Below are 14,324 nucleotides of genomic sequence, written 5' to 3'. Positions count from 1 at the left end.
AAATGCATGCCTAAACGAAGCCGATTCGAAACCCCAAAGGGGGCCCTGAGTCGGATGAGATGGGAATAACATTCCGTTAATCGTGCGCCCATCGCAGGATTGAGCTAGGCAAGAACGCGAACGCTTGAACACCCCTCCGCCCTTTCAAGGAACTGCCGTGACGGTCATCGATTTCACAGCCTTTATCGGCCGCCTTGCAACCGCCTCCGGCGAAACCATTCTGCCGTTCTTTCGGACCTCGCTTTCGATCGACAACAAGAGCGCCAAGGATTTCGATCCCGTCACCGAGGCCGACCGCGCCGCCGAGGCTGTCATGCGCCGGCTGATCAAGGGCAACTTTCCCCAGCACGGCATCGTCGGCGAGGAATTCGGCAACGAGCAGGAAAACGCCGAATATGTCTGGGTGCTCGATCCCATCGACGGCACCAAATCCTTCATCGCGGGTTTTCCGATCTGGGGCACGCTGATCGCCCTGATGCACCGCGGCACGCCGGTGTTCGGGATGATGCACCAGCCATATATCGGCGAGCGTTTTTCCGGCGACAGCGGCTCGGCGCATTATTCCGGCCCCTCCGGCGAACGGAAGCTGTCCGTGCGGCGCTGCGCCTCGCTGGCGGACGCGACTTCCTACACGACAAGCCCACTATTGATGAACGCCGCCGACCGGGCCGCCTTCGGCCGGGTCGAAGAGGCGGTGAAGCTGACGCGCTATGGCGGCGATTGCTATTCCTACTGCATGCTGGCGGCCGGTCATCTCGACCTCGTGGTCGAGACCGAGCTGAAGCCCTATGACATCGCGGCCCTGATCCCGATCATCACCGGCGCCGGCGGCATCGTTACCACCTGGGATGGCAAGCCCGCCCAAAGCGGCGGCCGCATCATCGCCGCCGGCGACGCCCGCGTGCATGAAGCGGCGATGAAACTACTCAACAGCTAGCGCATTCTTTAAAAGACGATCTTCGGGCAAACGCCTGGTGTTGACCCCGGGAAAACCGGTTCCACCCCGCATCAAGTGCGGGGCAGGTTCTTTCCTCGGGACAAACCGTTTGCCCGGCGATCATGCTCCCGGCCACGGAAGGCATCGCATGGACGCACTGCTGATCGTGGACATGCAGGTCGGGCTGCGGAGCGGCGATCCCAAGCACGATCTGCCAGGGGTCATCGACCGCATCAACCGGCTCGCCGCCAGCGTGCGCGCGCAGTCCGGCATGGTCATCTTCATTCAGCACTGCGGCGACAGCGGCGACGATTTCGAACCGCAATCGCCGGGCTGGGCGCTGCTTCCCGAACTTGTCAGGGATCCCGCCGATGTCGTCGTTCAGAAGAGCATGAACGACCCCTTCGCCGGCGCCGAGCTGCAGGCCCGCCTCGGCAGGATTGCGCCGGACCGCGTGCTGGTGACCGGCTGGGCCACCGATCTGTGCGTCGATGCCACCGTCCGATCCGCCGTCTCGAACCAGCACAACGTCGTCGTGGTGACCGATGCCCACACCTTGAGCAACCGCCCTCACCTCGATGCGGTCAGCGTCATGCGGCATCATCATTGGGTCTGGAGCAATCTCATTTCCCAAAAGCCCGTCCGCCTCGCGGCCACCGACGAACTCGTGCCTTGACCGCAGCGATGACGTAACCCGCCGGACAAAAAGTCTGCTATAAGCCGCAACGCGACAGACGCTTTAGACATCTGCGCAGGGAGGCTTGCATGAGGATTTGGGGGGCGCTGGCGGCCGGATTGTCGCTGCTGCTATGGCCGGCCGCGGGCACGGCACAGGATTTTCCGACCAAACCAATCAAACTGATCGTGCCGTTCCCACCTGGCGGGCCGAACGACATCATCGCCCGCGTGGTCGGCCAGCGCATGTCGGAACTGGTCAAGCAGCCGATCGTGATTGAAAATCGCAGCGGACAGGCCGGGGTGCTGGGCACCGACGCGGTCGCGAAAGCCGCACCCGACGGCTACACCATCGGCATCACCAGCGCGAGCTCGCTCGTCATCAACCCGTCGCTGGAAAAAATGCCCTACGACGTGCGGAAGGACCTCGCACCGGTCACGCTTGTGGTGACCGTGCCGGAAATGCTGGTCGTGGCCAGCAACGTTCCCGCCAACAACATGGCCGAACTCATTGCCCTCGCCAAGGCGCAGCCCGGCAAGCTCAATTTTGCCTCCGCCGGCGTCGGCGGCCTGCCGCATCTGGCCGGCGAGCTGTTCAAGCTGACCGCAAAACTCGACATCGTGCATGTGCCCTATCGCGGCGCGGCGCCGGCCATCAACGACCTGCTCGGCCAGCAGGTGCAGATGACGTTCCTCGACCTGCCGGTGATCCTGCCGCATATCAAGGCGGGCTCCCTGAAGCCAATTGCACTGGGCTCCCCCACGCGCGCGCCGACCGCGCCCGATGTGCCGACGACGGCGGAAGTCGGCATGCCCGATCTGTTGATCGAAAACTGGTACGGCATGATCGCGCCAGGAGGCACGCCCGAGAAGATCGTCACTGAGCTGAACCGCATCGCCAACGAGGCGATGGCCGATCCCAGCGTCAAGGCAAAACTGGCCGATCAGGGCCTCACGGTTGCCGGCGACACGCCGGAGCATTTCCGCGGCTTCATCGACTCAGAAATCAAGAAGTGGTCGAAGGTAATCAAGGACGCGGGCCTCGAGACGGCGAAGTAATTCTCTCCAGGCGCAATTCTCTTCAAGAACGGCGCTGTGCTCACGCCTTGCGGCCCCTTTCGCTTCCGCGCGGGAGGGCCAAAATGACGCCGCAACGAAATCCTCGTGGTGCCTCCGCCAACACGGGGCGTAGCGGCTAGTATCGCGCGCGGATCAGACAGCTGCTCACCTGCCGGTCGCAGTAGAGCATGCATTTGTTCTGATGCCCTCGCCAGTCACCGCCCCCACCGGTGGGGTTGGCACATCTGCCAACGCAATTTGCGGCTCGATCCTCACATCGCGAGGCTGTCAGTGCTTCTGCCTGTGCATTGAGGAGCATTCCGGTGCCTATGAGCGTGATCGCAAAGAAAAGGTGCCGTGTCATGGTCTGACCTCCTGAGAAAGGCATGAGACGCTGGCTAGCCTACTCCTTTCGAGAATGTCGTCCATTGGTCATGGCGTCATTCCCGCTGCAATGCGGAATTGGCGTCGCGCTTGCAGCGTGCGACAGCAACGCGGACAATGCCGGTGCTTTTGCGGTATGGTTCAGCATTGAGGCCTCCAACCCGAATGTCGAGGACGTGCCATGGTGTCGCAAACGATCGGCGGGCGGGACTCCAAGGCGCGCCGGGCATCGGAGCCGATCGAATCCACGCCCGAATCCACACCGTTGGTGCGCACGTTCCACCAGATCCTGCTCTGGCCGCTTCAACTGCTGCCGCTGAAGGAAGGCTCGCAAATCCATCATCACTGGGAGCTCCTCGAGAAGGGGGCCGGCGGGGTCTGGAAGGAAGTGGATGATGAATTCTGCGCCGATCCCGACGCCTTCCAGGAACGGCACTATCGCGAATTCGTGACATTCCTGCCCTATGTGCAGCGTCTTCTCTACGGCGAAGGCGCAAAACGCCGCTCCATGGCCGCCTACGGTGAATCCCCGATAAAGGCTTATCGCCGGACCGACGTGGCAGCGGTGCGGATCCTTTTCCCCGACCGGGTCACACCTGTTGTCTTCGATGTCCGGCATGTCGATCTTTACTTCTTCTATGACGTCGACCTTGTCATTCTCGCCGTCGAAGTGTCCGGCTCCGACCTGCCGCTCGACGTGGTGCAGGACACCCTGCACCGGTTCGGCCGCGCCTATCCTGCGGGCTGGACCGCAGAGGGAGACGGCATCAACTGCCCCCGCAAGGTGGAATGGCTGGCGGCAGACGGGCGCGTGCTCGCGGTGTCGGACTACGAGGACAGAAAGCAGTATCTGGCATCGGTGTGTCGCGAGCGGGCGCCGCCGCTCGCGGCGCACTGGCAATATCTGCTCAACCCGATGGCGGCCCATCACTCCGATCAGGCGGGAGCGCTGCGGTTCCGCCACCTCGAATATTATCGCATGCCTTTGATGGCTTATCTCGCCGTCGAACATCCGGAGCAGCTGACGCGGGCGGACTTCGCCCGGCTTGCCTACGCGAACGCGCCCGGCGACCGGCACGCGCTGCCCTATTCCGAGAAATATCTGGCGAGCTTCGAAGAAAACCATTGCTACGACAGGTACTATGACGAAACGCAATCCGACGCCCGGCTGCGCACGCGCGTGATGTGTTGCGATCACGCGTTCCTGATCGTCGGCGACGCCGCGAGACCCGTATTCATGGATGCGGAGCGCGGCGTTCTTGGCCAGTTCCGTCATCAGTTCTTTCTGCTGGCGCTGATCGCGCACATGCACAAGGGCGCCTTGCTGATGATGTCCGACCGCCTGGTGCACGCTGTCACGCGCCTCAATATCGAGCAGCAGGAAACCGTGCGACGATTCCGCGCCGAGATCAGGGGCCTGCTCGAAATATTCCATCGCTTCACCCACCGCTACTGGTTTCACGATGTATCGGAGCACGTGCAGACGCGCGAGGTGTTCCATGCCCTCGTCAAACATCTCGGCACCGATCGCCTGTACATCGAGATTCGGGAAGAGTTGAAGGACATGGGCGCCTATCTCGACAGCGATCTGCTGCGTCGCCAGTCGAACATCTTCCTCAGGCTGACCGTCGTGACCATGATCGGCCTGATCGGCACCACCACGACAGGCTTCCTCGGCATGAGCAGCCTGATCGCCGCAACCGACCATCATCTCGCGGCAAAGGCAATTTACGTAGCCGTAACGGCAGCCGCTTTCGCCGCGCTCACGCTCTATACGCTGGCAAAGTCGCAACGCATTGCGGGTTTCCTCGATGCGCTGACCAACGAACGATTGCCGCTGCGAACGAAGGCCGAAGCACTGCTGGATATCTGGCGCAGGAAGTGATGACGGTTGCCAGGTTCGCTACGCCAGGTTGGGCGCCGCAGATCAATTGCCACCGACTTGGGCGGGCCACGAACTCGTATCAGAGCCATCGAGCGCGTTTGAAACGCACATAAAGCACCGCGCAAAGCAGGGCGATAACGCCGACGACGACAAAGTAGCCGTATTGCGTCTTCAACTCGGGCATGTTTTCGAAATTCATGCCGTAGATCCCGGCGATCGCGGTGGGCACGGCCAAGATCGCGGCCCACGCGGCCAACTGCCGCGTAATCGCGCTCTGACGCTGCTGCTCCAATAGATTGCTCACTTCGAAAACCGAAGTCAGCACGTCTCGCAACGAGTTCACCATCGCTTCGACGCGCCGCACGTGGTCCAGGACGTCCTGGAAATAGGGACGGGCGTTGGCATCGAGGCACGGTGTCTCAAGGTGTACGAGCCGGCCGCAGACCTCCATCATGGGGCCGATAATTCGCTGAAAGCGGATCAGTTCCTGGCGCAGCCCAAAGAGCCGTTTGACGTCTGCGCGACTGAGGAAGCTGTCGAGCGCGCTCTGCTCCTCTTGAGAACGTGTTCCTCGATCGTCTCGATCACCGGCAGGTATCCATCAACGATAAAGTCGAGGATGGCGTGCAAGACATAATCCGGACCATGGTCCAGCAAGCTGGGAGCCGCTTCGAGTTGGGCGCGCAGTTCGCTGTGCGCCCGAGCCGAGCCATGCCGAACTGTAATGATAAAATTCCTTCCGACAAAAATCGCTGTTTCGCCATGGGCGATGTGATCTTGCTCAAGATGAGCCGTGCGCGTCATGACAAACAGCTGGTCGCCGTAGACGTCAACTTTCGGCAGTTGGTTTGCCTTGAACGCATCCTCGATCGCGAGCGGATGAAGCCCGTAGTTCTTCTCGAGTTGCTCAAGCTCTCGTTTCGAAGGCTCGAATAGCCCGATCCAGACAAACTCGGACTTGCCCTTGCAATCGATGGGCTCATCCAGCGAAACGGCTTTGACATTCTTGCCATGACGGTACAGGTGGGCTGCCACAACGCTCACAACAAGCTTCCTCCGAACATGATGAGCGGGTGCACACCCTACCACATAAATTGCCCGGACAATTCTTGTGGCAGCATTGCAGCGCCTGCATCACGCCCTCGGATTTTGCTTGCGGGCCGAGCGTTAATTTATGAGTACAGCCCATCAATAATCCAGCCGCCCGAACAATTCGCCGAACGGGATCATGATGTGGGTCCGGTACGCCTCGCGTTGTTGCAGCGTGCGGTACCAGCGCTCGACCTGCGGCAATGGCGGGCGGTCGATTTCCAGTTCGAAGTAACGATAGAGCGACGTCCCGGCCGTGATGTCCGCGAGCGACAAGGTCTCGCCGAGCAGGAAGCTGCGTCCCTCCAGCAACCGGTCGAGTTTTTCGAAATCCCTGGCGCATCGCGCCAGCGCCGCGGTGATCGCCGGCCAGTTCCGCTTTGCTTCCGGCGTCCGGTAAAATCCCCAGAACACCCCGGTGAGGAAATCCGGCTGCAGCGCGGTTTGTGACCAGTCCATCCAGCCGTCGACGGCGGCGCGGACGACGGGATCATCTGACCAGAATCGACCAGCGCCGTGGCGCGCGGCCAGATACCGGAGAATCGCATGCGATTCCCACACCACAGCTTCACCGTCCTTAATCACGGGAATGCGGCCGTGCGGGTTCATCGCGAGAAAAGCCGGCGCATCGAGTCCGCCGGCCGAGCCGCCGGCGTCGATGTGCTCATGGGCAAGATCGAGTTCGCCGATCAGCCACATGACTTTCTGGACGTTGAACGAACTTCGGCGTCCCCAGACCTTGAGCATTTTCTTTCTCCAAATTACTTCGGCGCCATCTTGCGCAGATGTTCTACCAGTTGCTGCGCCGGCTTCGGCAGCGACTTGAAACTGCGGGCGCAGATCGCAAGCCTGCGGTTGGCCCAGGGATCCCTGATCCTGACGACATTGATCTTCATCGACCGCGCGCAGCGCTTGGCCGCCACTTCAGGCATCACGGCGACGCCGATGCCGGCAGCGACCATCTGCCCGATCGCATCGAAATTGTTGAGCCGGGCGCGGAACCGCAAGCGCGCGCCGAGCCGCGCGGCGTGGCCGGTGACATGCGCGTGCAGCGCGCTCGAGGTGATCAGGCCGACGAAATCCCGCTCCACCACCTCGCGAAAATCGACCTGCCGCCGGTTCGACAGTTCGTCCTGGCGCGCGGTGACCAGCACCAGGCGGTCTTCGCTGTAGGGGATCCGCTCGATGCCGTCGGGCAGCGCATGTTCGGCGGCGAGCCCGAGATCGGCAGCGCCGCTGGCGATGGCCCGCGCGATGTCGGCGCTTTCGCGCTCCTCGACGTCGATCGAGATATGCGGATGCTGGCTCAGGAACGCGGCCAGCGCCTTCGGCAGATATTCGGACAGGCCTGAGGTGTTGGCGAGGAAGCGGACGGTGGCCTTGACGCCGCGCGAGAAGGCGGCGAGATCGCCGCGCAGCGCGTCCACATTGTGCATGACGATGCGGGCGTGATCGAGCAGGCTTTCGCCGGCCGGCGTCAGTTCGACGCCGCGGCGGCCTCGCTGCAGCAGTGAAACGCCAAGCGCGGCTTCCAGCCCCTTGATGCGCGCGCTGGCCGAGGCCAGCGCCAGATGCACGCGGTTCGCGCCATTGGTGATGCTGCGCGTCTCGGCCACGGCGATGAAGAGTTGTAGATCGACCAGATCGAAGCGCATCACGAATCCCGATATCTGCCTTCGGCCTGGCCGAATGCTGTCTCCGTAATCTCCAGATTGTGCCGGATAGCGCGATCGGTCAATGTGGCCGCATGATCGATTCCATGCTCATTCTCATTGCGGCCGCGTTCCTGCTCGCCGGTTTCATCAAGGGCGTCATCGGGCTCGGCCTGCCGACGGTGTCGATGGGGCTGCTCGCGCTGACGATGGCCCCCGGACAGGCGATCGCGATCGTGATCGTTCCGGCGATCGTCACCAATATCTGGCAGACCTTCGGCGGCCCTTACTTGCGCGACATCATGCGGCGGCTGTGGCCGCTGATGGTCGGCACCGTGATCGGCATCTGGCTCAACGGCGGGCTCCTGACCGGACCCTATGCGGCCTATGGCACCGTCATCCTTGGCGTGCTGCTGGTGATCTATGCCATCGTGGGCCTGTGCAAATTCAGCTTCAAGGTCGCGCACCGCGACGAGAAGTGGATCGGCGGCATCGTCGGCCTTGTCACCGGCGTGATCTCGGCCGCGACCGGCGTTCAGGTCATCCCGTCAATGCCGTTCATGCAGGCGATCGGCATGCAGAAGGACGAACTGGTGCAGGCGCTCGGCGTGTTCTTCACGGTCGCTACCGTGGCGCTCGCCTTCAACATCACCGCGGCGGGCCTGTTGACGGCCGCAACCGCGCTGCCGGGCGCGGTGGCGATGGCGGGGTCCTTTGCCGGCATGTTCATCGGCCAGGCGGTGCGCACGCGGATGCATCCGGACGTGTTCCGCCGCTGGTTCCTGATCGCGATGATTTTCCTCGGGCTCTATCTCGCCGTCGGCGGGTTTCTGAAAATTCACGGCTAGAACCCGGTTCTGGCTGGATCAGAACCAGATTCCAGGTCTTTTGCTTTGACGCGTTTTCCTGACGCGAACTGGCTTGAAAGACGCCTCACCCAAATGGGGTAGATCAGCGGGTCTGCAGCATCGCCACGCGAAACCCGAGATAGACGAACATCCCGCCGAGCACGCGGTTGATCCAGGCGATCACGCGCTCGGAGTGCCGGATGCGGGCGGCGGCCTTCGACGCGAACGCCGCAACACCGAGGCACCACAGCGTGCCGTTGAAGATGAAGATCAGGCCGAGGGCCAGGAAGGCCGCCGTCTTGTGCGGCGAATCAGCGGCCACGAATTGCGGCAGGAACGCCAGGAAGAACAGCGCCACCTTGGGATTGAGCGCGTTGGTCAAGGCCCCCTGCCAGAACACCCGGCGTAGCGGGGTGGCATCGTTCTGCACGGCTATGTCGGCGACCGGACTCTGGCGCGACAGCAGCATCTGGATGCCGGTGAACACCAGGTAGGCCGCGCCAACCAGCTTCAGGACGGTGAATGCGGCCGCCGACGTCAGCAACAGCGCCGACAGCCCAATCGCGGCGCCGAACACGTGAACCAGGCAGCCGCAGCTGATGCCGAGCGCGGCCGCCGCCCCGCCGCGCCACCCCAACTGGATGCTGCGGCCGATGATGTAGGCGGTATCAGGCCCCGGCGTGACGTTGAGCAGCACCCCCGAGAGGATGAACAACCAGAGTTCGTTTATGCCGAGCAGCTCGCCCATGATTTTGACCAGTTCCCTCGTGACAATCCATTGGTCCAGCGCATGCCAATCACAATTGGATTGCGTTACTATCACTTCTGGATCGGCCTTCCGCCAGATACAGCGTATTTAATAATCATTGGAATCGCTTGGCCAACCACATAGTGGTATGCAAGTGCGGGAGTTTTGGGGATACATGGAAAGACGGCTAGCCGCCATCGTTTGCGCTGATGTCGCCGGCTATTCCCGCATGATGGGAGCCGACGAGGCGGGTACGCACGCCACTTTCAAGGCTCACCGGACCGCGATCTACCCGATCATCCTCAATCATGGCGGCCGTCTGGTGAAGAACACCGGCGATGGCTTCCTGCTGGAGTTTCCCAGCATCGTCGGCGCCATCGAGGCCGCGGTCGCGATGCAGATGATGATGGCCGAACGAAACCATCATTTGCCCACCGACCGCGTGATGCAATTCCGTATGGGCATCCATATGGGTGACGTGATGGCCGACGAGGACGAGGTGTTCGGCGACGACGTGAACATCGCCGTCCGGCTCGAATCGGTGGCCGCCCCGGGTGGCGTGGCGGTCTCGGGTAAGGCCTATGGCGAGGCCGGCAAGCGTCTCAGCGTTCCCCTGGTCGATGCCGGTCCGCATCGCTTCAAGAACATCGAGGAGCCGGTCAGCGTCTGGACCTGGGAGCCTGAAGGCGCGGACCACCGCAGCCGCGAGGCGAGGGATCCTGCGAACCTGCCTGCGCAATACCGGACCGCGATCGTCGGCGTGCTGCCGTTTGCCAATTTGAGCGAGAGCGCCGACGAGTATTTCTCCGACGGCCTCACCGAGGACCTGATCCACGCATTGTCGCTGCAATCGTTCTACCGGGTCCTGAGCCGCAATTCGACGTTCTCCTTCAAGGGCAAGAACCTGAGCACCCGCCTGATCGCCCGCGAGATCGACGCGAGTTACCTGATCCAGGGCTCGGTGCGCCGCGCCGCGAGCAAGATCCGCGTCACCGCCGAGCTGATCGCGCCCGAGAACGGCGAGCAATTATGGACCGGCCGCTACGACCGTGACATGGGCGACCTGTTCGCGATGCAGGACGAGATCACCACCAGCCTGTCGGCGGCGATCGCGGCCGAGATCTACCGGGCCGAGGCTTCCGCCCCTCCCCGGCCGTCGTCGAACGACCTGACCGCATGGGACCGCTTCCTCAAAGGGCTTTCCTATTATTACCTGCAGACCAAAGCCGATTTCGAAACCTCGATCGGCCTGTTCAGGGAGGCGATCGCGCTCGATCCGACGCTGTCGATCGCCCGCGCCTATCTCGCCACGATCATGATCCAGAGCGTGCAATTCGGATGGATCAAGAGCACACGCGTATTATGGACCACCGCAATGGATCTCGCGGAAAGCAGCGTCCGGCTTGATCCGCGCTCTTCCTTCGCGTTTCAGATTCTTGCCTTTCTGCACGCCGTGGAAGGACATTACGAGGCGGCCATGGACGCCGCAAACCGGGCGGTCGGGCTGAACCCGTATGACATGGGCGCCCGCGGCGTTCTTGGCATGTGTTACTTCGCCTCCGGCGAACATCGGCAGGCCATCGAACTGTTTTCAATGGCGGCGCAACGCGGCAACTCCGACCCAAGATATCAATGGGCCGCCTTGAACGCGTTCAGTCATTACCTCGTCGGGCAATATGATGCGTCGCTGTCCTGGGCACGCGAGGCGCTGTATATCAATCCCAATCATCTTCAGGCGCTCGCGATCCGGGCGGCAGCACTCGCCCAACTCGGGCGCGCCGACGAAGCGGCCAACGCCGCTGAAGTCCTGCTGCACAACTATCCAAGCTTTACCGTCGAACGGCATTTGAGCAATTTCCGTTGGAAACGACCTGACGACATCGCCCATTACCGTGACGGCCTGCTGAAGGCCGGCGTTCCCTCCACCAGATTGACGCTCGTCGAGTCCGCGCCGAAGCTTGCCGCCGATTCCTGAAGAGGCCGCGTACCTTTGCGCCAAATTGTCATCCCGGCCGGCCACGTCTTCGGCCTCTGGTTGACACGGCTTCGAATCCGGCGAAAATCGTTTGCACCCTGAAGTAGTACACGACCGGCGGATTCCCCTTTCGAATCCATTCCCCTTCAGACTGACGCCTATTGTCTTTTTCATATTCGCTGCCTTTTCAGGATTGGATCCATGCCAGACCAAGCACCGGCCACGCAGATCGCCGTCTCTCCGAATAATCCCTGCCCGTTCCTGCGCGCGCTGGTCGCGAACGGCTATGTCGACGGCCACATCGTGCCCCTCGGCACGCTGACCGACGACATCGGGCTGGCGAGCGGCAAAACGGGAATGGGCTTGATCCGGGCGAAGGTGCTCACCTACGGAATTGCGATGATAGCAAACGGCCACCCCTTGAGGAGCGTGACATCAGGCGCAATTCTCGATGAATTGCGCAACGGCCCGCTCGACAAGCATGGCGCCGGCTCTCGCATCCTCGAAGTGGATGGACAGGTCAATCTGGAGCAGATCGAACGCTTCGCGAGCTTCGGCCAGGAATACCGTAATCCCGATGGCGGCACCGAGCCCGGGCTGAACGCCAAGCAGATCGAGACCTTCATGGCGGACAATCTGAAGCGCGACGGCGATAAGGCGCGCTGGACCTATCCGATCATGATGAAGGGCGAATGGCCGGTCCTGCTCGACATTCTCGGCAAGGGCGACGGCGAGGCGCGCTACCTCAGCGTCGCCGACGTCCGCACGTTGTTCGTCGAGCGGAAGCTGCCCAGGCGCATCACCGACCGGCTGCCGGCGCCAGCCGGCCAGGCCGTGCAGTCATAGAATTGATCACATCGTCGTCAGTTGCCAGGATGCTGGCCCCTCGCATGCCATGCGGCAAGCACTTCCCTTTCTTCATCGACGGTTAAGCCGACGACTGTGCCGTTGGTGGTGCGCAGCCAGCCAAGCGTGTCACGCGCGGTCTCTGCTAGAGGCCGCAAGGTGAGGCCGGCATGACGCGCCGGCGTCGTGTCGCGCGTAGCAAAGCCGGCAAAGTCCGGCAAAGGGAGCCACAAAGGGAGTGATCGAGGGCCCGCCCAACGTCTGACGCCGTGCTGCTCCAGGAAGGCACGATTTACCCATGTAAACGTACAGGATGAACCCAGTGCCGCCGCGCACTCAGCCAACAGTTCGCCGCGGGTGCGCGTTGGCCCAATTCCGTCATAGATACCAATCAGGCGGGCTTGCGCGGCATGAACGATCCATTGGGCAAGGTCGCGCACGTCGATGAACTGAACGGTATCCTCCGGTGTCCCGGGCGCAAGCACTTCGCCTCCGCGGGCAAGCCGCGCTGGCCAATAAGTGAACCGACCCGTCGGATCCTCCGGCCCGACAATAAGACCCGCCCGACAAATGAAGGCGCTTTCGCCTACGGCCTGCTCGCATGCGACTTTCGCAGCACCATAGATTTCTTCACTACTATACTCGACCTCCGGGGCGGTGGGTGCCCGCAGTGGGGCCGTGTCCGCATGCTGCCCGGGAGTGCGATTGTCCGCATAAACGCTTACTGTCGAGACGAAGGTCCAGTGCCCGGTCTGCTGCTTGAGGGCGGCGACCGCGCGGCGCACCTGGCCCGGGTGACGTGATACATCCACGACAGCATCGAACTCCTGGCGGGCAAGCGGCTCAAGACCATCTGAAACGTCGCGGTCGACGGCAACAAATTTCGCGCCGGGCGCAATCGGACCCGCAAGCCCCCGTGCGGCGCACGTCACGTCATGTCCGGCAGCGCAAGCATGAGCCGCAATCGCGCGCCCAAGAAACTGGCTCCCGCCCAGAATCAACAGACGCATGACTGCCTCCCCTATCGCCAACGCGATCACATTCCTCCGGCGCGACTTAACGGAGACGTAATCGGGACTTGGGCCTACCACACCTGGTAGTTGGGACCGCACTTTCAACCGAGCCGATTTGGTCATCCTCGATGCCATCGCTATCGAGAACCTTTCAAACTCGCATCTATTCGGATTTGATCACTTGAACAGCGGCGTGCCCGGTACGAAGGCGTCGAACGCGGCCCAGAATTGCGAGCGGTAGCGGTCCTGCTCCTGCAGGATCTCGTGCTTGGACCCGGCGATCACCAAATGCGAGCCGGCGCGCAAATGATAGGCGAATTCCTCGATTGCCGCGGTCGAGACGATGGTGTCGCTGCTGGCGGCCAGCATCAGGATCGGCTGGCGGATTTCGGAAGGGTAGTTCGACGCGCGAAAACCGTGCATCGCGCGAAACGCCGTGTCGGCCCAGGCCACCGTCGGCGAGCCGATGCCCAGCGTCGGGTCTTCTTCCAGGATCGCGGCGTTGCGGGCAAAGCGCACGGGATCGCTGGTGAAGGGATTGTTGATGAAGGACTCGGTGCCGGTCAGCGCGTCGCTGCCTCCAGGCACGTAACGGCCGCCCTGACCTGCGAGCCGCAGCACCCGCAACATTGTGCGCGCCGCAAACGAGGTCCGGCTTCCCGGCAGATCGATCATCGGCGCCGACAGCACCATGCGGTCGAACCAGCGTTTTCCCGCATGCGCGACCCGCAGCATCACGGCACCACCCATCGAATGCGCCAGCGCGAAATAGGGTGGCGGGCAATCGGGCAGCACCACCTGCTGCACGAAGGTTTCGACGTCGATTTCGAAATCGGAGAAATCGCGGACATAACCCTTGCGTGGATCGCGCAAGCGCCGCGAGGAATGACCCTGGCCGCGCCAGTCGATCATCGCCACCGCGAACCCGCGATCGCGCAGGTCGCGCACCGTCTCGAAATACTTCTCGATCTGCTCGCTGCGGCCGGTGAAGACGCAGACGGTGCCCTTGCGGCCCGCCGGCGGCGCCCAGCGCGCAAAGCGCAGTTCGGCGCCGTCGGGCGTCTTGATGGTGCCGCTGACGACATCCTCCGGAATCGGATTGGCAGGGATCGAGACGAGCGTCATGGACAGGGAACCGGCTAGGTGAAACGGGCTGGAAATCAAGGCGGGGTATCAAAAAAGGGACCTGGTTTGGCCCCTCTTGAACGATGTT

11 protein-coding genes and 2 pseudogenes are annotated in these 14,324 nt (G+C 62.4%); 7 read left to right on the top strand and 6 right to left on the bottom strand.

Annotation, left to right across the window (positions count from 1 at the left end):
• Window positions 1-157: 157 nt before the first annotated feature.
• From hisN to JQ600_RS30880, 4 genes are all read left to right on the top strand, one after another.
• Complete coding sequence (hisN, locus tag JQ600_RS30895; RefSeq protein ID WP_212269974.1) at window positions 158-937, top strand: histidinol-phosphatase; 780 nt, start codon at window positions 158-160, stop codon at window positions 935-937.
• Between the two features lie 148 nt (window positions 938-1,085).
• Window positions 1,086-1,613 (top strand): isochorismatase family protein, encoded by a 528-nt coding sequence (locus JQ600_RS30890; RefSeq protein WP_212390893.1) that lies wholly within the window; start codon window positions 1,086-1,088, stop codon window positions 1,611-1,613.
• A gap of 89 nt (window positions 1,614-1,702) precedes the next feature.
• Window positions 1,703-2,671 (top strand): tripartite tricarboxylate transporter substrate binding protein, encoded by a 969-nt coding sequence (locus tag JQ600_RS30885; protein WP_212390892.1) that lies wholly within the window; start codon window positions 1,703-1,705, stop codon window positions 2,669-2,671.
• Window positions 2,672-3,236: 565 nt separating this feature from the next.
• Entirely contained in the window at window positions 3,237-4,940 is a 1,704-nt protein-coding gene (locus tag JQ600_RS30880; RefSeq protein ID WP_212390891.1) for a hypothetical protein, read from the top strand.
• A gap of 79 nt (window positions 4,941-5,019) precedes the next feature.
• Here JQ600_RS30880 and corA read toward each other — a convergent pair.
• From corA to JQ600_RS30865, 3 genes and pseudogenes are all read right to left on the bottom strand, one after another.
• Window positions 5,020-5,984, bottom strand: a pseudogene (gene corA, locus JQ600_RS30875) (magnesium/cobalt transporter CorA).
• 144 nt (window positions 5,985-6,128) lie between these two features.
• Entirely contained in the window at window positions 6,129-6,776 is a 648-nt protein-coding gene (locus JQ600_RS30870) for a glutathione S-transferase family protein (protein ID WP_212490251.1), read from the bottom strand.
• Window positions 6,777-6,790: 14 nt separating this feature from the next.
• Window positions 6,791-7,684: a LysR substrate-binding domain-containing protein gene (locus tag JQ600_RS30865; protein ID WP_212390888.1), complete on the bottom strand. Its 894-nt coding sequence runs from the start codon at window positions 7,682-7,684 to the stop codon at window positions 6,791-6,793.
• 92 nt (window positions 7,685-7,776) lie between these two features.
• Here JQ600_RS30865 and JQ600_RS30860 point away from each other — a divergent pair, with 92 nt between their 5' ends.
• On the top strand, window positions 7,777-8,529 hold the full coding sequence (locus JQ600_RS30860; protein WP_212390887.1) for a sulfite exporter TauE/SafE family protein: 753 nt from the start codon (window positions 7,777-7,779) through the stop codon (window positions 8,527-8,529).
• Window positions 8,530-8,632: 103 nt separating this feature from the next.
• Here JQ600_RS30860 and JQ600_RS30855 read toward each other — a convergent pair whose 3' ends face one another.
• Entirely contained in the window at window positions 8,633-9,268 is a 636-nt protein-coding gene (locus JQ600_RS30855; protein ID WP_212390915.1) for a LysE family translocator, read from the bottom strand.
• A gap of 184 nt (window positions 9,269-9,452) precedes the next feature.
• Here JQ600_RS30855 and JQ600_RS30850 point away from each other — a divergent pair, with 184 nt between their 5' ends.
• Both JQ600_RS30850 and JQ600_RS30845 read left to right on the top strand, forming a co-directional pair.
• Window positions 9,453-11,252, top strand: a complete 1,800-nt coding sequence (locus tag JQ600_RS30850; RefSeq protein ID WP_212390886.1) for a tetratricopeptide repeat protein — start codon at window positions 9,453-9,455, stop codon at window positions 11,250-11,252.
• A 201-nt stretch (window positions 11,253-11,453) separates the two neighbouring features.
• Window positions 11,454-12,074 (top strand): annotated as a pseudogene (locus tag JQ600_RS30845) (cytochrome C); the annotation flags it as partial.
• Between the two features lie 41 nt (window positions 12,075-12,115).
• Here JQ600_RS30845 and JQ600_RS30840 read toward each other — a convergent pair.
• Both JQ600_RS30840 and JQ600_RS30835 read right to left on the bottom strand, forming a co-directional pair.
• On the bottom strand, window positions 12,116-13,108 hold the full coding sequence (locus JQ600_RS30840) for an NAD-dependent epimerase/dehydratase family protein (RefSeq protein WP_212390884.1): 993 nt from the start codon (window positions 13,106-13,108) through the stop codon (window positions 12,116-12,118).
• A 180-nt stretch (window positions 13,109-13,288) separates the two neighbouring features.
• Window positions 13,289-14,236, bottom strand: a complete 948-nt coding sequence (locus tag JQ600_RS30835) for an alpha/beta fold hydrolase (RefSeq protein ID WP_212390883.1) — start codon at window positions 14,234-14,236, stop codon at window positions 13,289-13,291.
• Between the last annotated feature and the right edge of the window lie 88 nt (window positions 14,237-14,324).

It is taken from the genome of Bradyrhizobium sp. AUGA SZCCT0176 (genome assembly GCF_018130145.1).
Taxonomy (GTDB): Bacteria; Pseudomonadota; Alphaproteobacteria; order Rhizobiales; family Xanthobacteraceae; genus Bradyrhizobium.
Note: the sequence above shows the minus strand (reverse complement) of the source record. Positions and strands in the feature narration are given on the sequence as shown.